The 19463-nt window shown below is 52.9% G+C and carries 17 protein-coding genes, 1 tRNA gene and 1 rRNA gene; 11 read left to right on the top strand and 8 right to left on the bottom strand.

What is annotated here, in order from left to right; translation table 11 throughout:
* Window positions 1–28: 28 nt before the first annotated feature.
* The 5 genes from dnaE (at window position 29) to tilS (ending at window position 8530) form a co-directional block, all read left to right on the top strand.
* A complete protein-coding gene (gene dnaE / locus IB214_RS19780; protein ID WP_096758228.1) occupies window positions 29–3511 on the top strand; it encodes a DNA polymerase III subunit alpha in 3483 nt (1160 codons plus the stop codon).
* 12 nt (window positions 3512–3523) lie between these two features.
* Window positions 3524–4483 carry an acetyl-CoA carboxylase carboxyl transferase subunit alpha gene (gene accA, locus IB214_RS19775; protein ID WP_096758227.1) on the top strand — a complete coding sequence of 320 codons (960 nt, stop codon included), beginning with the start codon at window positions 3524–3526 and terminating at the stop codon, window positions 4481–4483.
* A 99-nt stretch (window positions 4484–4582) separates the two neighbouring features.
* On the top strand, window positions 4583–6733 hold the full coding sequence (ldcC, locus tag IB214_RS19770) for a lysine decarboxylase LdcC (RefSeq protein ID WP_117342282.1): 2151 nt from the start codon (window positions 4583–4585) through the stop codon (window positions 6731–6733).
* Between the two features lie 53 nt (window positions 6734–6786).
* Window positions 6787–7176, top strand: coding sequence for a VOC family protein (locus tag IB214_RS19765; RefSeq protein WP_096758225.1), 390 nt, complete (start codon window positions 6787–6789; stop codon window positions 7174–7176).
* Window positions 7177–7237: 61 nt separating this feature from the next.
* Window positions 7238–8530, top strand: a complete 1293-nt coding sequence (tilS, locus tag IB214_RS19760) for a tRNA lysidine(34) synthetase TilS (RefSeq protein ID WP_117342281.1) — start codon at window positions 7238–7240, stop codon at window positions 8528–8530.
* Between the two features lie 83 nt (window positions 8531–8613).
* On the opposite strand, the gene rof is transcribed toward tilS, so the two are convergent.
* Both rof and IB214_RS19750 read right to left on the bottom strand, forming a co-directional pair.
* Window positions 8614–8874 (bottom strand): Rho-binding antiterminator, encoded by a 261-nt coding sequence (rof, locus tag IB214_RS19755; RefSeq protein ID WP_096758223.1) that lies wholly within the window; start codon window positions 8872–8874, stop codon window positions 8614–8616.
* Window positions 8861–9061, bottom strand: coding sequence for a YaeP family protein (locus IB214_RS19750; RefSeq protein WP_096758222.1), 201 nt, complete (start codon window positions 9059–9061; stop codon window positions 8861–8863). Before IB214_RS19750 ends, rof begins: the two co-directional genes overlap by 14 nt.
* Window positions 9062–9249: 188 nt before the next feature.
* On the opposite strand from IB214_RS19750, the gene IB214_RS19745 reads away from it, so the two are divergent.
* From IB214_RS19745 to nlpE, 3 genes are read left to right on the top strand one after another with little or no spacing between them, the layout of a single operon-like run.
* Window positions 9250–9792 (top strand): YaeQ family protein, encoded by a 543-nt coding sequence (locus tag IB214_RS19745; protein ID WP_117342280.1) that lies wholly within the window; start codon window positions 9250–9252, stop codon window positions 9790–9792.
* Window positions 9792–10214 carry an alternative ribosome rescue aminoacyl-tRNA hydrolase ArfB gene (gene arfB, locus IB214_RS19740; RefSeq protein ID WP_096758220.1) on the top strand — a complete coding sequence of 141 codons (423 nt, stop codon included), beginning with the start codon at window positions 9792–9794 and terminating at the stop codon, window positions 10212–10214. Before IB214_RS19745 ends, arfB begins: the two co-directional genes overlap by 1 nt.
* Window positions 10215–10245: 31 nt before the next feature.
* On the top strand, window positions 10246–10944 hold the full coding sequence (gene nlpE, locus IB214_RS19735; protein WP_117342279.1) for an envelope stress response activation lipoprotein NlpE: 699 nt from the start codon (window positions 10246–10248) through the stop codon (window positions 10942–10944).
* Between the two features lie 42 nt (window positions 10945–10986).
* Here nlpE and proS read toward each other — a convergent pair whose 3' ends face one another.
* From proS to metN, 6 genes are all read right to left on the bottom strand, one after another.
* Window positions 10987–12705: a proline--tRNA ligase gene (gene proS, locus IB214_RS19730; RefSeq protein ID WP_117342278.1), complete on the bottom strand. Its 1719-nt coding sequence runs from the start codon at window positions 12703–12705 to the stop codon at window positions 10987–10989.
* Window positions 12706–12815: 110 nt separating this feature from the next.
* Window positions 12816–13523 carry a tRNA (N6-threonylcarbamoyladenosine(37)-N6)-methyltransferase TrmO gene (gene tsaA, locus IB214_RS19725; protein WP_117342277.1) on the bottom strand — a complete coding sequence of 236 codons (708 nt, stop codon included), beginning with the start codon at window positions 13521–13523 and terminating at the stop codon, window positions 12816–12818.
* Entirely contained in the window at window positions 13520–13924 is a 405-nt protein-coding gene (gene rcsF, locus IB214_RS19720; RefSeq protein ID WP_096758216.1) for an Rcs stress response system protein RcsF, read from the bottom strand. The genes tsaA and rcsF overlap by 4 nt, the downstream gene beginning before the upstream one ends.
* A gap of 116 nt (window positions 13925–14040) precedes the next feature.
* Window positions 14041–14856 carry a methionine ABC transporter substrate-binding lipoprotein MetQ gene (metQ, locus tag IB214_RS19715; protein WP_096758215.1) on the bottom strand — a complete coding sequence of 272 codons (816 nt, stop codon included), beginning with the start codon at window positions 14854–14856 and terminating at the stop codon, window positions 14041–14043.
* 45 nt (window positions 14857–14901) lie between these two features.
* On the bottom strand, window positions 14902–15555 hold the full coding sequence (locus tag IB214_RS19710) for a methionine ABC transporter permease MetI (RefSeq protein ID WP_003018471.1): 654 nt from the start codon (window positions 15553–15555) through the stop codon (window positions 14902–14904).
* Complete coding sequence (gene metN / locus IB214_RS19705; protein ID WP_096758214.1) at window positions 15548–16579, bottom strand: methionine ABC transporter ATP-binding protein MetN; 1032 nt, start codon at window positions 16577–16579, stop codon at window positions 15548–15550. The genes IB214_RS19710 and metN overlap by 8 nt, the downstream gene beginning before the upstream one ends.
* Before the next feature lie 189 nt (window positions 16580–16768).
* Here metN and gmhB point away from each other — a divergent pair, with 189 nt between their 5' ends.
* The 3 genes from gmhB (at window position 16769) to IB214_RS19690 (ending at window position 19406) form a co-directional block, all read left to right on the top strand.
* Complete coding sequence (gene gmhB, locus IB214_RS19700; RefSeq protein ID WP_115259377.1) at window positions 16769–17335, top strand: D-glycero-beta-D-manno-heptose 1,7-bisphosphate 7-phosphatase; 567 nt, start codon at window positions 16769–16771, stop codon at window positions 17333–17335.
* 366 nt (window positions 17336–17701) lie between these two features.
* Window positions 17702–19243, top strand: a 16S ribosomal RNA gene (locus IB214_RS19695).
* 88 nt (window positions 19244–19331) lie between these two features.
* Window positions 19332–19406 (top strand) — tRNA-Glu (locus IB214_RS19690).
* Window positions 19407–19463 lie beyond the last annotated feature (57 nt).

Here is a 19463-nt window from a genome sequence, read left to right as displayed (position 1 = left end):
GCAAGAATAAGTAAACCGGAATCTGAAGATGTCTGAACCACGTTTCGTCCACCTGCGGGTGCACAGCGACTACTCCATGATTGATGGGTTGGCAAAAACGGGGCCGCTGGTGAAAAAGGCGGCCGCGTTGGGCATGCCTGCACTGGCGATCACCGATTTTACCAACCTGTGTGGTCTGGTGAAGTTTTACGGGGCGGGTCACGGTGCTGGCATTAAACCGATTGTTGGTGCTGATTTTCATGTCCGTAGCGAGCAGTTTGGCGACGAGTTGACGCAACTAACGGTGCTGGCGGCCAATAATACGGGCTACCAGAATTTGACGTTGTTGATATCAAAAGCCTATCAACGTGGCTATGGATCCGAAGGACCGGTCATCGACAGAGACTGGTTGCTTGATTTAAAAGAAGGCTTAATTTTACTTTCCGGTGGTCGCATGGGCGACGTCGGACGGAGCTTGCTACGCGGTAACAGCGCGCTGGTTGATGAGTGCGTCACGTTTTATGAAGAACATTTCCCCGATTGTTATTTTCTGGAACTGATCCGTACCGGCAGGCAGGACGAAGAGAATTATTTGCATGCCGCAGTGGCGCTGGCCGAAACGCGGGGTCTGCCGGTGGTGGCGACCAACGATGTTCGCTTCCTTGAAACCGGAGATTTTGACGCGCATGAGATCCGCGTGGCGATCCATGATGGTTTCACACTCGATGATCCGAAACGTCCGCGCAACTATTCGCCGCAGCAGTATATGCGCAGCGAAGAAGAGATGTGCGAGCTGTTTTCCGACATTCCGGAAGCGCTGCAAAATACCGTCGAGATAGCCAAGCGCTGTAACGTGACGGTGCGTCTGGGTGAATACTTCCTGCCGCAGTTCCCGACCGGAGATATGACCACCGAAGACTATCTGGTTAAAAAATCGAAAGAAGGTCTGGAAGAGCGTCTGGCGTTTTTGTTCCCGGATGAAGCCGAACGCAAAGAGAAGCGCCCACCTTACGACGAACGCCTGGACATTGAACTTCAGGTTATCAACCAGATGGGGTTCCCGGGCTACTTCCTGATCGTCATGGAGTTTATCCAGTGGTCGAAAGACAACGGCGTGCCGGTCGGACCTGGCCGTGGTTCCGGTGCCGGCTCACTGGTGGCCTATGCGCTAAAAATTACCGATCTCGATCCGCTGGAATTTGACCTGCTGTTCGAACGTTTCCTTAACCCGGAACGTGTCTCGATGCCTGACTTCGACGTTGACTTCTGTATGGAGAAACGCGACCAGGTGATTGAACATGTGGCGGAAATGTATGGTCGTGACGCGGTATCACAGATTATTACCTTTGGTACGATGGCCGCAAAAGCGGTTATCCGCGACGTGGGCCGCGTACTGGGGCATCCGTACGGGTTTGTCGACAGGATTTCTAAACTGGTGCCACCCGATCCGGGGATGACGCTGGCAAAAGCCTTTGAGGCAGAGCCGCAGCTGCCAGAGATCTACGAAGCGGACGAAGAGGTCAGGGCGCTGATCGACATGGCGCGTAAGCTGGAAGGCGTCACGCGTAATGCCGGTAAGCATGCGGGCGGCGTGGTTATTGCGCCCACTAAAATTACCGACTTTGCACCGCTCTATTGTGATGAAGAAGGTCTTCATCCGGTCACTCAGTTTGATAAAAACGACGTGGAATACGCCGGGTTGGTTAAGTTTGACTTCCTGGGTCTGCGTACGCTGACGATCATTGACTGGGCGCTGAAAATGATCAACCCGCGTCGGGCAAAGCAGGGACTGGAGCCGATTGACATCGCCGCCATCCCGCTCGACGATAAAAAATGTTTTGATATGCTGCAGCGCTCGGAGACAACCGCCGTCTTCCAGCTTGAATCTCGCGGCATGAAGGATCTGATCAAACGCCTGCAGCCTGACTGCTTCGAAGATATGATAGCCCTGGTGGCGTTGTTCCGCCCAGGCCCACTGCAGTCGGGAATGGTAGATAACTTTATCGACCGTAAGCACGGGCGAGAAGAAATATCCTACCCGGATGTACAATGGCAGCATGAGTGCCTGAAACCTGTTCTGGAGCCGACGTACGGCATTATCCTGTATCAGGAACAGGTCATGCAGATTGCCCAGGAGCTGTCTGGTTATACTCTTGGCGGCGCGGATATGCTGCGCCGTGCGATGGGTAAGAAAAAGCCGGAAGAAATGGCCAAGCAGCGCGGCACCTTTGAAGAAGGGGCGAGAAAGCGCGGCGTAGACGGTGAGCTGGCGATCAAAATCTTTGACCTGGTGGAGAAATTCGCCGGGTACGGGTTTAACAAATCGCACTCCGCAGCCTATGCGCTGGTGTCTTACCAGACGCTATGGTTGAAAACGCATTACCCCGCCGAGTTTATGGCCGCGGTAATGACCGCTGATATGGATAACACTGAGAAAGTGGTCGGGCTGGTGGATGAATGCTGGCGTATGGGACTGAAAATCCTGCCGCCGGATATCAACTCCGGGCTGTATCATTTCCACGTAAATGATGATGGCGAGATTGTGTATGGCATCGGCGCGATAAAAGGCGTGGGTGAAGGCCCCATTGAAGCTATTATTGAAGCGCGTAACAAAGGTGGCTATTTCCGCGAGCTGTTCGATCTCTGTGCCCGTACGGATATCAAAAAGCTAAACCGCCGGGTGCTGGAAAAACTGATCATGTCCGGGGCGTTTGACCGCCTTGGCCCGCATCGCGCCGCACTGATGAATTCGCTGAACGACGCGCTTAAAGCCGCCGATCAGCACGCAAAAGCCGAAGCCATCGGTCAGGCCGATATGTTTGGCGTTCTGGCCGAAGAGCCGGAACAAATTGAACAATCCTATGCCAACTGCACGCCGTGGCCGGAGCAGGTGGTATTAGATGGTGAGCGTGAAACGTTAGGGCTTTACCTGACGGGACACCCCATCAACCAGTATTTAAAAGAAATTGAGCGCTATGTCGGAGGCCACAGGCTGAAAGACATGCATCCGACAGAACGTGGTAAAGTTACCACGGCTGCGGGGCTCGTCATTGCTGCGCGGGTAATGGTCACCAAGCGCGGCAATCGTATCGGCATCTGCACGCTGGATGACCGTTCTGGGCGTCTGGAAGTGATGTTATTTACCGATGCCCTGGATAAATACCAGCATTTGCTGGAAAAAGACCGCATACTTATCGTCAGCGGACAGGTCAGCTTTGATGACTTCAGCGGTGGGCTTAAAATGATGGCCCGTGAAGTCATGGATATTGACGAAGCCCGGGAAAAATACGCTCGCGGGCTTGCTATCTCGCTGACGGACAGGCAAATTGATGACCAGCTTTTAAACCGACTCCGTCAGTCTCTGGAACCCCACCGCTCGGGGACAATTCCAGTACATCTCTACTATCAGAGGGCGGATGCACGTGCGCGGTTGCGTTTTGGCGCAACGTGGCGTGTCTCTCCGAGCGATCGTTTACTGAACGATCTCCGTGGCCTTATTGGTTCGGAGCAGGTGGAACTGGAGTTTGACTAATACAGGAATACTATGAGTCTGAATTTCCTTGATTTTGAACAGCCGATTGCAGAGCTGGAAGCAAAAATCGATTCTCTGACTGCGGTGAGCCGTCAGGATGAGAAACTGGATATTAACATCGATGAAGAAGTGCATCGCCTGCGTGAAAAAAGCGTAGAACTGACGCGCAAAATCTTTGCCGATCTTGGCGCATGGCAGGTAGCCCAGCTGGCTCGCCATCCACAGCGTCCGTACACCCTGGATTACGTCCGCCTGGCGTTTGATGAATTTGATGAGCTGGCGGGCGATCGTGCCTATGCGGATGATAAAGCTATCGTCGGCGGCATCGCGCGTCTTGATGGTCGTCCAGTGATGATCATTGGTCATCAGAAAGGCCGCGAGACTAAAGAAAAAATTCGTCGTAACTTCGGCATGCCAGCACCGGAAGGCTATCGCAAAGCGCTGCGCCTGATGGAAATGGCCGAACGTTTCAAGATGCCGATCATTACCTTCATTGACACCCCTGGGGCTTATCCGGGCGTGGGCGCGGAAGAACGCGGTCAGTCTGAAGCGATTGCGCGTAACCTGCGTGAAATGTCACGTCTGAGCGTACCGGTTATCTGCACCGTTATCGGCGAAGGTGGCTCCGGTGGCGCGTTGGCGATCGGCGTGGGCGATAAAGTGAATATGCTGCAATACAGCACCTATTCTGTTATCTCCCCGGAAGGCTGTGCATCCATTCTGTGGAAAAGCGCAGACAAAGCGCCGTTGGCGGCAGAAGCGATGGGCATTATTGCCCCGCGTCTGAAAGAGCTGAAGCTGATCGATTCTATCGTACCGGAACCGCTGGGCGGGGCGCATCGTAATCCAGAAGTCATGGCTGCGTCGCTGAAAGCACAGCTGCTGGCCGATCTGGCCGATCTCGATGTGTTAAGTACGGAAGAGCTGAAAAATCGCCGTTACCAGCGTCTGATGAGCTACGGTTACGCGTAAACTACATATATTCTGAAAAGGGCCACAACGCTGTGGCCCTTTTTTTTACCTGCGGTTTGACCAGGCTATGATTAACTAAGGTTTTTCCAGGAGGAACGCATGAATATCATTGCCATCATGGGACCGCATGGCGTCTTTTATAAAGATGAGCCCATCAAGGAACTTGAACGTGCACTACTGCAGCAGGGATTCCAGATTATCTGGCCGCAGAATAGCGTCGACCTGCTGAAATTTATTGAGCACAACCCGCGAATTTGCGGCGTCATTTTTGACTGGGATGAGTACAGCCTGGAGCTGTGTAGCGATATCAACCAGCTTAACGAATATCTGCCGCTTTACGCCTTTATCAATACCCATTCGACGATGGATGTCAGCGCACACGACCTGCGCATGGCGCTGTGGTTTTTCGAGTATGCTCTAGGCCAGTCTGACGATATTGCCACCCGTATTCGCCAGTACACCAATGAATACCTCGATAACATCACTCCGCCGTTTACCAAGGCGTTGTTCACCTACGTGAAAGAAGGGAAGTATACCTTCTGTACGCCGGGGCACATGGCGGGGACGGCATACCAAAAGAGTCCAGTGGGCTGCCTGTTCTATGACTTTTTTGGCGGCAATACGCTCAAGGCCGACGTCTCCATTTCCGTGACCGAACTGGGGTCGCTGCTGGACCATACTGGCCCGCACCTGGAGGCCGAAGAATATATCGCCCGCACCTTTGGGGCAGAGCAGAGCTATATGGTGACGAATGGCACCTCGACGTCGAATAAAATTGTCGGTATGTATGCAGCCCCGACCGGAAGTACGTTACTGATCGATCGTAACTGTCATAAATCACTGGCGCATTTGCTGATGATGAGCGACGTGGTACCCATCTGGCTGAAGCCCACGCGTAATGCGCTGGGTATTCTTGGCGGCATACCTAAACGTGAATTTACCCGTGAGAGTATTGAGCGCAAAGTCGGAGAGACCGTCCAGGCCCAGTGGCCAGTACATGCGGTGATCACCAACTCTACCTACGACGGTCTGCTGTATAACACCAACTGGATCAAACAGACGTTGGACGTGCCGTCTATTCATTTTGACTCGGCCAGGGTGCCATACACTCATTTTCACCCGATCTATCAGGGGAAAAGCGGCATGAGCGGCGAACGAGTACCTGGTAAGGTTATCTTTGAAACCCAGTCGACCCACAAGATGCTGGCGGCGCTGTCGCAGGCCTCTCTGATCCACATTAAAGGTGACTACGATGAAGAGACCTTTAATGAAGCCTTTATGATGCATACCTCGACGTCGCCGAGCTACCCGATTGTCGCGTCAATAGAAACGGCGGCGGCAATGCTGCGCGGCAACTCAGGCAAGCGCTTAATCAATCGCTCCGTTGAGCGTGCGCTGCATTTTCGCAAAGAAGTACAGCGACTGCGGGAAGAATCGGACGGCTGGTTCTTTGATATCTGGCAGCCGGAAAAGGTGGATGAAGCGGAATGCTGGCCCGTAGCGCCGGGTGAAGACTGGCATGGGTTTACCGATGCCGACGCCGACCACATGTTCCTCGACCCGGTGAAAGTGACTATTCTGACACCGGGGATGGATGAACAGGGAAACATGAGTGACGAAGGGATCCCGGCGGCGCTGGTGGCGAAATTCCTCGACGAACGCGGTGTCGTGGTGGAGAAAACGGGCCCGTATAATCTGTTATTTTTGTTCAGCATTGGCATTGATAAAACCCGGGCGATGGGGTTGCTGCGTGGGCTGACAGAGTTCAAACGTTCGTACGATCTGAATTTGCGTGTGAAGAATATGCTGCCAGATTTGTATGCTGAAGATCCGGATTTCTATCGCAATATGCGTATTCAGGATCTGGCACAGGGGATCCACAATCTGATCCGCCAACACGATCTCTCCGGGCTAATGCTACGGGCATTTGACACCCTACCGGAAATGAAAATGACGCCACATCAGGCCTGGCAGCGGCAGATCAAAGGCGAGGTGGAGACGGTGACGCTTGACCAACTGGTGGGGCGCATTTCTGCAAATATGATCCTGCCTTATCCTCCCGGCGTACCGTTGCTGATGCCGGGGGAAATGATCACCGAAGACAGCCGGGCGGTGCTCGATTTCCTGTTGATGCTGTGTTCTGTCGGCCATCATTATCCCGGATTCGACACGGATATTCATGGCGCTAAACTGGGTGAGGACGGCGTGTACCGTGTGAGAGTCCTAAAAATGGCATCGCAGCTTGCCTGAACCGACCGCGGACGAGTAACGTGCGAAAAGAAAACTAAAGAGGCTAAGACGCTATGCTGGGATTAAAACAGGTTCACCATATTGCCATTATTGCGACGGACTACGCGGTGAGTAAGGCATTTTACTGCGACGTGCTGGGCTTTACGCTGATGAGCGAGGTCTACCGGGAAGAGCGCGACTCCTGGAAAGGCGATCTGGCGCTGAACGGGCAGTACGTGATTGAGCTTTTTTCTTTTCCATTTCCACCTTGCCGTCCCAGTCGACCGGAAGCCTGCGGGTTACGCCATCTGGCGTTCAGCGTGGATGATGTGGAAAAGGCGATAGCCCATCTGGAAAATCATAATGTGAAATGTGAGGCAGTACGTGTCGACCCCTTTACCGGCAAACGTTTTACTTTTTTCAACGATCCGGATGGATTACCGCTTGAATTATACGAGCAGTAAGGCTTGTCATTGTAACGGTAGCCCGGTAACGTGCCGGGCAATACCCTAGTAAGTACTCATCATGACGACACTCACACTAAACACTTCACTTCTGACATCTCCCCATATCCTGGTGGCCTTTAGCGGTGGCCTCGACTCGACCGTGCTGTTGCACCAACTGGTGCTGTGGCGAAAACAACACCCCGACGTCGTACTACGCGCTATCCATATCCACCATGGATTGAGTCCGCACGCAGACGAATGGGTGACGCACTGCGAATCGGTTTGTGCACAATGGCAGGTGCCGCTGGTGGTTGAACGGGTGCATCTTCAGGATGACGGGCTGGGGATAGAGGCGCAGGCCCGGCGGGCGCGCTATCAGGCTTTTGCCCGGACGCTGCTGCCGGGTGAAGTGCTGATGACCGCCCAGCATCTTGATGACCAGTGTGAAACCTTTTTGCTGGCGCTCAAACGCGGCAGCGGCCCGGCCGGACTTTCTGCAATGGGGGAAAGTTCACCGTTTGCTGGGACCCAGCTTATTCGCCCGCTATTGGCGCAAACGCGTGACGCGCTTGAACGCTGGGCGTTGGAGCATGGACTACGCTGGATTGAAGATGAAAGTAATCAGGATGATGCCTACGATCGCAATTTTCTGCGGCTACGTATAATCCCGCAACTGCAACAGCGCTGGCCGCACTTTGCTGAAGCGGCGGCCCGCAGTGCGGTGCTGTGTGCCGAGCAGGAACGTTTGTTGGATGAGTTACTTGCCAATGATTTAGCGGAGTGTGTCACCGAGCAGGACACCCTTTTAGTTGAGCCATTAATGACGATGAGCGATGTACGACGTGCAGCGCTGCTTCGTCGCTGGCTGGCAGGGCTGAATGCACCGATGCCATCCCGGGATGCGCTGGCGCGAATCTGGCAGGAAGTGGTGCTGGCGCGGGAAGATGCTGCGCCGTGCTTGTGCGTAGGCGAATATGAAATCCGCCGCTATCAGTCACAGCTGTGGTGGGTGAAATCCGTTACCGGGCAAAGTGAAACTGTCATCCCGTGGTCATGCTGGCAAACACCGCTGACGCTGCCTGCCGGGCTGGGAGACGTACAGTTACTCCCAACGGGAAAATTACGTATGCCGCACGTGGGTGAACCGGTCAGTATTCGCTTTAAAGCGCCCGGGTTATTACACATTGTCGGGCGTAACGGTGGGCGTAAGCTCAAAAAAATATGGCAGGAGCAGGGAATTCCGCCCTGGCGACGCGATACCACGCCGTTACTGTTTTACGGCGAAATGCTGATTGCGGCAGCCGGTGTCTTTGTTACGCGGGAAGGACTGGCGGAAGGGGAAGAAGGCGTGAATCTGGTATGGCATGCCTGATGGCGCTGCGCTTATCAGGCCTACGTATCGCATGGAAAGTAGGCCGGATAAGGTGCTTGCACCGCCATCCGGCAACAAAATAATCAGGATTCGCTAACCACCACGGTACCGATTTCCGGGTGGCTGAAGCTGGCAATCTTGTCGAGACGAAGCTCACGTGATTCTCCAGAGACGTCTGCAACCAGATATTCCACATTTTTGCGTGAAACCAGGTCATTGGCTTTCGCCTGCAGCACTTCGCCATCTTTCAGCGCCAGCGTCAGTAATAAATGGTGCTGGCAGGCGAGCTCAAGATTGTCGTAATCATCACAGTTAATGGGTTGATACGTTTCATTCATTGACATAATCGCTCACCAGTAAGTTCGCGGCAGCATAGGCCGCTTTTTCTCTGACCGACTCTGAAAGGGCGCTGTCTTCCGCCACTTCATTCAGCACTTTCAATACGCAACCCAGCGCATCCGGGACATACCCTAAGTCTCCGCTGGCGATTTCCGCGTACCGCTTGCGTATTAACTCACAATATTTTTCCACATGCCCTCCTGTCAGTACTCTGACTTAACCGTGGATGCAAGTCTAAGCCTACGAAGATAAACTCTGTTTAGCAAGGTGACTATACCATACTCATTCAAGCAATATCAGCGCCTTGATAGAAGAGCTGCTAGCAGCCTTTTGGCGTAGTTTTCGCTACAATGTGCGCCTGATTCGAAAGGAGTTCTCTCATGGCGCTTAAAGCGACAATTTATAAAGCCGTTGTCAACGTGGCGGATCTTGACCGCAACCAGTTTCTTGACGCGGCATTGACGCTGGCGCGTCACCCTTCTGAAACCCAGGAACGCATGATGCTGCGCCTGTTGGCATGGATTAAATATGCCAATGAGCGGTTACAGTTTACGCGGGGCTTGAGCGCAGAAGATGAGCCAGAAGCATGGCTGCGTAACGATCATCTGGGCATTGATTTATGGATTGAACTCGGCCTGCCGGATGAGCGTCGGATTAAGAAGGCCTGTACTCAGTCTGGGGAAGTTGCTCTGTTTACCTATAACAGTCGGGCGGCGCAAATCTGGTGGCAGCAAAACCAGAATAAGTGCGCACAGTTTAAAAATTTGACTGTCTGGTATCTGGATGACGAACAGCTGGCGCAGCTGAGCGACTTTGCCGGGCGTACTATGACGTTGCAGGCGACCATCCAAGATGGGGCTATCTGGTTGTCAGACTCTCAGAACAATCTGGAAGTTCATCTGACCGCGTGGCAGCAGCGTTGATGATCGTTCTCTCCCGAAACGTCTCTATCCCTGATAATGAGCTGGAAATCACGGCTATCCGGGCACAGGGTGCGGGTGGGCAGCACGTTAATAAGACCTCGACCGCCATCCATTTGCGCTTTGACATTCGGGCCTCTGGCCTGCCAGAGTATTACAAGGAACGCTTGCTGGCGGCCAGTCATCATCTGATCACTGCCGATGGCGTCATCATCATTAAGGCGCAGGAATATCGCAGTCAGGAACTCAACCGGGAAGCGGCTCTGGCCAGGCTGGTGGCGTTGATTAAAGAATTAACCGCAGTGCAAAAAAGCCGCCAGGCAACGCGTCCTACGCGCGCTTCGAAAGAGCGCCGGTTGTCATCGAAGGCGCAAAAATCCACCGTGAAGGCGCTGCGCGGGAAAGTTCGTCGTTCGCAGGACTGACGAACAGGAATAAAAAAATCATAAGGATTTTATAGTGAAAACAGCAATATTGTCAGTGGTCGCTGTATGCACACTCTTTTCCTTGATCGGCTGTAATAATCGTACTGACGTCGAAGCATTGCAGTCGACGCGGGCGGCAGAATTAAAACCGATGCAGCAAAGTTGGCGTGGCATCTTGCCCTGCGCCGACTGCGAAGGGATTGAAACCTCGCTGTTCCTGGAAAAAGACGGGACCTGGGTGATGAACGAACGGTATCAGGGCGTACGGGATGAACCGTCTTCCTTTGCCTCCTATGGCACCTGGGCACGCACGGCGGATAAGCTGGTGTTGACCGACAGCAAAGGTGAGAAGTCTTACTACCAGGCAAAAGGCGAGGCGCTGGAAATGCTCGATCGTGAAGGTAATCCGATCGAATCGCAGTTCAACTATACCCTTGAGCCGGTGTCAGCCAGTTTGCCCGTCACGCCAATGCCGATGCGTGGGATGTATTTCTACATGGCGGATGCGGCTGTCTTTACCGACTGTGCGACGGGCAAGCGTATGCCGGTAGCAAATAATGCCCAGCTTGAACGCGGCTATTTAGCTGCTCGCACGGAAACTGGCCAATCGGTCTTGTTGACCCTTGAAGGGCATTTCACGCAGGAGGCGAACCCGGATACGGGCGAGAAGGTGAAAACGCTGATGGCGGATAAAGACGCGAAGTTTATACCCGGTAAAGGGTGTAATTAATCTCTGAAAAAAAGGCCCTGATGATCAGGGCCTTTTGCTGTATTAGCCTTTAATGGCTTTAATCAGATAGTCGACGATGTCGCCGGTTTTAATCAGCTGTTTCTCGCCGTGACGACGGTATTTGTATTCGATATCATCGTTATCGAGGTTACGGTCGCCCAGCACGATGGTGTGCGGAATACCGATCAGTTCCATATCGGCAAACATCACGCCTGGACGTTCTTTACGATCGTCCATCAGCACTTCGATACCCTGCGCACGCAGCTCTGCGTAAAGCTTCTCAGCCAGTTCCTGCACGCGGTAGGATTTGTGCATGTTCATCGGCAGAATCGCCACCTGGAACGGCGCGATAGCATCTGGCCATACAATGCCGCGATCGTCAAAGTTCTGTTCAATAGCGGCAGCAACAACGCGAGTCACCCCGATACCGTAGCAGCCCATGGTCAGAATCTGGTTACGACCATCTTCGCCCTGAACGGAAGCTTTCATTGCTTCAGAGTACTTGGTACCCAGCTGGAAGATGTGACCGACTTCGATACCGCGTTTAATCAGTAGTGTGCCTTTGCCGTCCGGGCTCGGGTCGCCGGCAACGGCGTTACGGATGTCAGCCACTTCTGGCGTGGCGACATCACGATCCCAGTTAATACCGAAATAGTGTTTACCGTCGATGTTAGCACCTGCTGCGAAGTCGCTCATGACCGCAACGGTACGATCGATAACTACCGGGATCGGCATGTTCACTGGACCGAGCGAGCCAGGACCTGCTTTGACTACGGCACGAATTTCTTCTTCGGTGGCGAAGGTCAGTGGGCTGGCAACCTGCGGCAGTTTTTCTGCTTTGACTTCGTTCAGTTCGTGATCGCCACGAACCAGCAGCGCAACCAGCGGGTAGCTGCTGCCTTCGACCGCTTTCACCAGCAGAGTTTTAACGGTTTTTTCGATCGGCAGATTGAACTGCTCAACCAGCTCAGCGATGGTTTTCGCGTTTGGCGTATCGACCAGCGTCATTTCCTGCGTGGCGGCACCGCGCGGTTCTTTTGGCGCTACGGCTTCTGCAAATTCGATGTTGGCAGCAAAGTCGGAGCTGTCAGAGAACACCACGTCATCTTCGCCGCTCTGCGCCAGAACCTGGAATTCGTGAGAAGCGCTACCGCCGATAGAACCGGTGTCAGCCTGTACCGCACGGAAATCCAGACCCATACGGCTGAAGATCTTGCTGTACGCGGCATACATTGCGTCGTAGGTTTCTTGCAAAGATTCCTGAGTCGTATGGAAAGAGTACGCATCTTTCATCAGGAATTCACGGGAGCGCATGACGCCGAAACGCGGACGCACTTCGTCACGGAATTTAGTCTGGATCTGGTAGAAGTTCAGCGGCAGCTGTTTGTAGGAGCTAAGCTCGTTACGGATCAGGTCGGTGATCACTTCTTCATGCGTTGGGCCGAGTACGAATGGACGATCGCCGCGGTCAGCAATACGCAGCAGTTCCGGGCCGTACTGTTCCCAACGGCCGCTCTCTTCCCACAGTTCAGAAGGCTGAACTACCGGCATTAACACCTCGATAGCACCGGCGTTGTTCATCTCTTCACGCACGATGTTTTCGACTTTTTTCAGGACGCGCACGCCGGTCGGCAGCCAGGTATATAACCCGGAGGCCAGCTTGCGAATCATCCCGGCGCGCAGCATCAGCTGGTGGCTGATAACCTCGGCGTCGGCAGGTGTCTCCTTCAGAGTGGAGAGCAGATATTGGCTAGTACGCATGTTGTTACGGTTCCAGTTGAACGATCGAACAGGCTCAACGCGAGCCTGACACAAAAAAAGTGGTTTAGTTTACCAGCGAGAAAGGGATGTCAAAAGAGAAGGGCGCGAAATTACCGGGGTTCGAGCGCAAAGACTTCGAAACCCTCTGCCGTCACGCGCCAGCGCACGTTGAAATCGTGTAGCCAGACGGCGTACGTTTTGCCTGTCTCTTCACCCTTACGATACGCAGGACGCGGGTCCTGTGCCAGCACTTCACCAATAAATGTTTTTAGCAGCGGATAACGTTTTTCCAGCATCAGAAGTTGTTGCTCAACCTCAGGGGTGAAACCGACCGCCATTTCCGCGACTGGCGCATGCTGTGCATAGCTGGCGGTGGCATCGGGTAGTGCTTCAGCAAACGGCAGGTAGGGCTTGATATCGACCACCGGAGTTCCGTCGACCAGATCCAGACTGCCCAGTTGTAGGACAACGTTATCTTTCTGGCAGACAATACCTTTTAGTTCGACCAGCGACATGCCGACAGGGTTAGGGCGAAAGGTCGAACGTGTGGCAAAGACGCCCATTCTGGCGTTGCCGCCAAGTCGGGGCGGGCGTACGGTTGGCCGCCATCCACCTTCCATTGTCTGGTGAAAAACAAAAATCACCCACAAATGGCTGAACGCTTCCAGGCCGCGAACGGCATCGGCCTGGTTATACGGTGCGAGCAAATGCAGTTCGCCGTTAGCACTTTTCACCAGACCTGGCTGGCGTGGAACGGCGAATTTTTCTTTATAGGGAGAGCGGATAACGCCTATTTGCTCGAACTGAAAGTGGCTCATTTCGTCGAAATATTCAGTGCAGAACCAATGCAAACCGCCTGACGGTAGCAACCCGGTGTTCCGCTGGTCACTTCGCAGCTGTGCAGCAATACCGCATTCGCTTTCATTTTAGAGGCATTTATCTGCATGCGTTTGCGTGCGGTTGGAATGCTTGGAGGAGAATCCTGGTTTGATGCCTGGCAGGATTCACCGCTGACTTCACCCAGATCGCGGAATGGTTTACCGACCAGATCTTCAGCGTTGGTGATAATTCTTACCGGTGTGGCACGCGGTGCTTTTGGTTTTTCTGGCTCCACTTTCGGCGGGGTCGTAGTGCTTTGAACGGGTTCAACAGGGGATCTGCTTAACATAGAACAGCCGCTCAACATGAGTGCTACTAAACAGATCGGTAAAGCACGCATAATATTTCCTCAATGAATGATCTAAACGTCAGATATTGAATCAGGTGCTTGCATAAATGACAAGACGGGCAAGCGCCCGTCCTGATGATATTACAGATTTTGGAAACAGCCTAAAATTACCAGCCCTTAACAGCGCCGCCATTGAAGACTTTGTTTGCCGCTTCGTAAACTTCGTCAGACTGATACGCCTCAACGAATTTCTTCACGTTCTCAGCATCTTTATTGTCTTCGCGAGTTACGATCAGGTTTACGTACGGGGAGTCTTTATCTTCAACAAAGATACCGTCTTTTGCCGGGGTCAGGCCGATCTGGCTGGCGTAGGTGGTATTGATAACCGCCAGCGCGATCTGTGCGTCGTCCAGTGAACGCGGCAGCTGTGGTGCTTCCAGCTCTACCAGCTTCAGGTTTTTCGGGTTTTCAACCACATCCAGCGCGGTTGGCAGCAGGCCAACGCCGTCTTTCAGTTTGATCAGGCCCACTTTCTGCAGCAGCAGCAGGGAACGACCGAGGTTAGTCGGGTCGTTTGGAATCGCTACCTGAGAACCGTCCTGCAGTTCATCCAGTGATTTGATTTTTTTGGAATAGCCAGCAATTGGGTAGACGAACGTATTGCCTGCAGCAACCAGTTTGTAACCGCGATCTTTGATCTGCTGATCTAGGTATGGTTTGTGCTGGAAGGCATTGGCATCGATATCGCCTTTGCTCAGCGCTTCGTTAGGCAGGACGTAATCGTTGAACGTGACCAGTTCAACGTCCAGACCGTATTTTTCTTTCGCCACTTTCTGTGCGACTTCGGCAACCTGCTGCTCTGCGCCAACAATAACGCCCACTTTGATGTGGTTTGGATCTTTTTCATCCTGACCGCAACCCACAAGTGCCAGAGAACCGATCAGGGCTCCAACTGCCGCAAAGGTTTTGAATTTGAACGCCATGCTTATTTCCTTTTCTTAATGAGTTTTTCTGTGTTGTGTGTAACGTTACTTGTGCGTGACCGCCCGGACGATGCGATCGCCGGATAACTGAATTAAATAAACCAGAACGACAAGTAATACCAGTACTGTATTCATCACGGTAGCGTTGTATCCAATGTAACCGTATTGATAGCCAATCTGCCCAAGACCGCCCGCACCGACGGCCCCGCCCATTGCTGAGTAACCGACCAAGGTAATCAGCGTGATCGTTGCCGCATTCACCAGGCCTGGCAACGCTTCTGGTAGTAACACTTTACGCACGATCTGTAACGGCGTAGCGCCCATCGCTCTTGAGGCTTCAATCAGCCCGGTCGGGATTTCCAGCAGCGCATTTTCTACCATTCGGGCAATAAACGGTGCGGCACCCACGGTCAGCGGGACGATAGCGGCCTGTAAACCGATCGAGGTGCCGACAATCATGCGGGTAAATGGAATCATCCATACCAGCAGTATAATGAATGGGATGGAGCGGAAAATATTGACCAGCGCTGACAGCGTACGATAGAGCTTCGCGTTCTCGATGATTTGCCCCGGACGCGTGACGTACAGCAGTACGCCGACGGGCAGGCCAATCACAAAGCCAAAAAAACCGGACACAAAGGTCATTGCCAGCGTTTCCCATACGCCGCGAACTAGCAGCCACATCATTGGCTCAGACATAACCCAGTACCTCTACTTTTACATGGTGTTCCTGCAGCCAGTTGATGGCCGCTTGTGTATCTTCTTGTGCGCCGTGCATTTCAGTCAGCATGATGCCGAACTTGACGCCACCGGCGTAATCCATCTGCGCACTGATAATGTTGTTGTTCACATTAAAGCGGCGAGCAATTTCGGAAAGCAGTGGGGCATCGACAGAGTGGCCGGTAAACTCCATACGCAGCATCGGGACGCTATCGGCTTCTGGTTCTGCTTTTAAGCGTTCCTGATAATCTTCTGGAATATCCAGATGCAGCGTGGATTGAATGAATTTCTGCGCCAGCGGCGTTTTCGGATGTGAAAACACTTCACTCACCGTGTCCTGCTCGATCAGTTCACCGTTACTGATAACCGCCACGCAGTCACAAATACGTTTTACGACGTCCATCTCATGGGTAATCAGCAGGATGGTTAACCCAAGACGGCGGTTAATGTCTTTCAGTAATTCCAGAATCGAACGGGTCGTTGCCGGATCGAGTGCGCTGGTGGCCTCATCGCACAGCAATACCTTCGGTTGGCTTGCCAGAGCACGGGCAATGGCGACACGCTGTTTCTGGCCGCCTGAAAGGTTGGCGGCATAGCTGTCGTGCTTATCGCCAAGGCCCACTAAATCCAGTAGCTCGGTAACGCGACGTTTGATCTCTTCTTTTGGGGTGTTGTCCAGCTCCAGTGGAAGCGCGACGTTACCAAATACCGTGCGGGAAGACAGCAGGTTAAAGTGCTGGAAAATCATGCCGATTTGACGGCGAGCTTTGGTCAGCTCGGATTCAGAAAGCGTAGTGAGCTCCTGACCGCCGACCTGTACACTGCCCTCCGTTGGGCGTTCAAGTAAGTTAACGCAGCGGATGAGCGTACTTTTACCGGCACCTGAGGCGCCAATAACGCCATAAATCTGTCCGGCAGGAACATGCAGGCTGACATTGTTCAGTGCCTGAATGGTGCGCGTCCCCTGCTGGAACACTTTGGTGATATTCGAAAGTTTAATCATGGGTTATTTATTATCGTAATTAAGTTAGCCGTGGCATTTTCGTCTGTCTGGTACGGTCGACGTCGTTAATAAGATGGATGTTAAGGCATCCAGACGTCTAAATCAATCTGGCTTTGCACGATGAGCACTTTCTTGCCTGCCGAAACATGCGATACTAGAGCAACATGCCTTATTCAGGAGCTATAAAAGGTGGCAAAGTCTGTACCTGCAATTTTTCTCGACCGTGACGGCACCATTAATGTGGACCACGGTTACGTACATGAGATCGACGAGTTCGAGTTTATCGACGGCGTTATTGATGCCATGCGTGAACTTAAACAGATGGGCTATGCACTTATCGTCGTGACTAACCAGTCGGGTATTGCCCGCGGTAAATTTACTGAAGCGCAGTTTGAAACGCTGACGGAGTGGATGGACTGGTCGCTGGCCGATCGTGATGTTGATCTGGATGGCATCTACTATTGTCCTCACCACCCGCAGGGAACGGTAGAAGAGTACCGCCAGGTTTGCGACTGTCGTAAACCGCATCCAGGAATGCTTCTCTCTGCGCAAGAGTTCCTGCACATAGATATGGCGGCTTCCTATATGGTGGGCGACAAAATAGAAGATATGCAGGCAGCAGCAGCCGCTAACGTTGGGACCAAAGTATTGGTGCGCACGGGTAAGCCTGTCACGCCAGAAGCAGAAAATGCGGCTGATTTAGTGATAAATAGCCTGGCTGACCTGCCATTGGCGATAAAAAAGCAGCAAAAGTAAGCGTTATGGATAAAAGGTGAGCGGTTGAAACAAAAATGCATTTTTCCGCTTGTCTTCCTGAGTCGACTCCCTATAATGCGCCTCCATCGACACGGCGGATGTGAATCACTTCACACAAACAGCCGGTTCGGTTGAAGAGAAAACCTGAAAATAAACGGTTGACTCTGAAAGAGGAAAGCGTAATATACGCCACCTCGCAACAGTGAGCGAAAGCCGTGTTGCACTGCTCTTTAACAATTTATCAGACAATCTGTGTGGGCACTCGAAGATACGGATTCTTAACGTCGCAAGACGAAAAATGAATACCAAGTCTCTGAGTGAACATACGTAATTCATTACGAAGTTTAATTCACGAGCATCAAACTTAAATTGAAGAGTTTGATCATGGCTCAGATTGAACGCTGGCGGCAGGCCTAACACATGCAAGTCGAACGGTAGCACAGAGGAGCTTGCTCCTTGGGTGACGAGTGGCGGACGGGTGAGTAATGTCTGGGAAACTGCCCGATGGAGGGGGATAACTACTGGAAACGGTAGCTAATACCGCATAATGTCGCAAGACCAAAGAGGGGGACCTTCGGGCCTCTTGCCATCGGATGTGCCCAGATGGGATTAGCTAGTAGGTGGGGTAACGGCTCACCTAGGCGACGATCCCTAGCTGGTCTGAGAGGATGACCAGCCACACTGGAACTGAGACACGGTCCAGACTCCTACGGGAGGCAGCAGTGGGGAATATTGCACAATGGGCGCAAGCCTGATGCAGCCATGCCGCGTGTATGAAGAAGGCCTTCGGGTTGTAAAGTACTTTCAGCGAGGAGGAAGGGGATGTGGTTAATAACCGCATTCATTGACGTTACTCGCAGAAGAAGCACCGGCTAACTCCGTGCCAGCAGCCGCGGTAATACGGAGGGTGCAAGCGTTAATCGGAATTACTGGGCGTAAAGCGCACGCAGGCGGTCTGTCAAGTCGGATGTGAAATCCCCGGGCTCAACCTGGGAACTGCATCCGAAACTGGCAGGCTAGAGTCTTGTAGAGGGGGGTAGAATTCCAGGTGTAGCGGTGAAATGCGTAGAGATCTGGAGGAATACCGGTGGCGAAGGCGGCCCCCTGGACAAAGACTGACGCTCAGGTGCGAAAGCGTGGGGAGCAAACAGGATTAGATACCCTGGTAGTCCACGCCGTAAACGATGTCGACTTGGAGGTTGTTCCCTTGAGGAGTGGCTTCCGGAGCTAACGCGTTAAGTCGACCGCCTGGGGAGTACGGCCGCAAGGTTAAAACTCAAATGAATTGACGGGGGCCCGCACAAGCGGTGGAGCATGTGGTTTAATTCGATGCAACGCGAAGAACCTTACCTACTCTTGACATCCAGAGAACTTAGCAGAGATGCTTTGGTGCCTTCGGGAACTCTGAGACAGGTGCTGCATGGCTGTCGTCAGCTCGTGTTGTGAAATGTTGGGTTAAGTCCCGCAACGAGCGCAACCCTTATCCTTTGTTGCCAGCGGTTCGGCCGGGAACTCAAAGGAGACTGCCAGTGATAAACTGGAGGAAGGTGGGGATGACGTCAAGTCATCATGGCCCTTACGAGTAGGGCTACACACGTGCTACAATGGCATATACAAAGAGAAGCGACCTCGCGAGAGCAAGCGGACCTCATAAAGTATGTCGTAGTCCGGATTGGAGTCTGCAACTCGACTCCATGAAGTCGGAATCGCTAGTAATCGTAGATCAGAATGCTACGGTGAATACGTTCCCGGGCCTTGTACACACCGCCCGTCACACCATGGGAGTGGGTTGCAAAAGAAGTAGGTAGCTTAACCTTCGGGAGGGCGCTTACCACTTTGTGATTCATGACTGGGGTGAAGTCGTAACAAGGTAACCGTAGGGGAACCTGCGGTTGGATCACCTCCTTACCTTAAAGAAACGTTCTTTGTAGTGCTCACACAGATTGTCTGATGAAAAGTAAAGAAGCAAGACGGCTGCGAAGTCGTGACACTCCGTGTCCCCTTCGTCTAGCGGTTAGGACTCCGCCCTTTCACGGCGGCAACAGGGGTTCGAATCCCCTAGGGGACGCCACTTGCTGGTCGTGAGTGAAAGGCACAACCCATCGATATCTCAAAACTAACTCAGTGA

This window comes from Citrobacter sp. C1, assembly GCF_014596895.2.
Lineage (GTDB): Bacteria > Pseudomonadota > Gammaproteobacteria > Enterobacterales > Enterobacteriaceae > Citrobacter > Citrobacter gillenii.
Note: the sequence above shows the minus strand (reverse complement) of the source record. Positions and strands in the feature narration are given on the sequence as shown.

Bases quoted from the DNA above. Each gene is read 5' to 3' on its own strand.
- dnaE (WP_096758228.1), top strand. From the start codon at position 29: ATGTCTGAACCACGTTTCGTCCACCTGCGGGTGCACAGCGACTACTCC.
- accA (WP_096758227.1), top strand. From the start codon at position 3,524: ATGAGTCTGAATTTCCTTGATTTTGAACAGCCGATTGCAGAGCTGGAA.
- ldcC (WP_117342282.1), top strand. From the start codon at position 4,583: ATGAATATCATTGCCATCATGGGACCGCATGGCGTCTTTTATAAAGAT.
- IB214_RS19765 (WP_096758225.1), top strand. From the start codon at position 6,787: ATGCTGGGATTAAAACAGGTTCACCATATTGCCATTATTGCGACGGAC.
- tilS (WP_117342281.1), top strand. From the start codon at position 7,238: ATGACGACACTCACACTAAACACTTCACTTCTGACATCTCCCCATATC.
- rof (WP_096758223.1), bottom strand. From the start codon at position 8,874: ATGTCAATGAATGAAACGTATCAACCCATTAACTGTGATGATTACGAC.
- IB214_RS19745 (WP_117342280.1), top strand. From the start codon at position 9,250: ATGGCGCTTAAAGCGACAATTTATAAAGCCGTTGTCAACGTGGCGGAT.
- arfB (WP_096758220.1), top strand. From the start codon at position 9,792: ATGATCGTTCTCTCCCGAAACGTCTCTATCCCTGATAATGAGCTGGAA.
- proS (WP_117342278.1), bottom strand. From the start codon at position 12,705: ATGCGTACTAGCCAATATCTGCTCTCCACTCTGAAGGAGACACCTGCC.
- tsaA (WP_117342277.1), bottom strand. From the start codon at position 13,523: ATGAGCCACTTTCAGTTCGAGCAAATAGGCGTTATCCGCTCTCCCTAT.
- rcsF (WP_096758216.1), bottom strand. From the start codon at position 13,924: ATGCGTGCTTTACCGATCTGTTTAGTAGCACTCATGTTGAGCGGCTGT.
- metQ (WP_096758215.1), bottom strand. From the start codon at position 14,856: ATGGCGTTCAAATTCAAAACCTTTGCGGCAGTTGGAGCCCTGATCGGT.
- IB214_RS19710 (WP_003018471.1), bottom strand. From the start codon at position 15,555: ATGTCTGAGCCAATGATGTGGCTGCTAGTTCGCGGCGTATGGGAAACG.
- metN (WP_096758214.1), bottom strand. From the start codon at position 16,579: ATGATTAAACTTTCGAATATCACCAAAGTGTTCCAGCAGGGGACGCGC.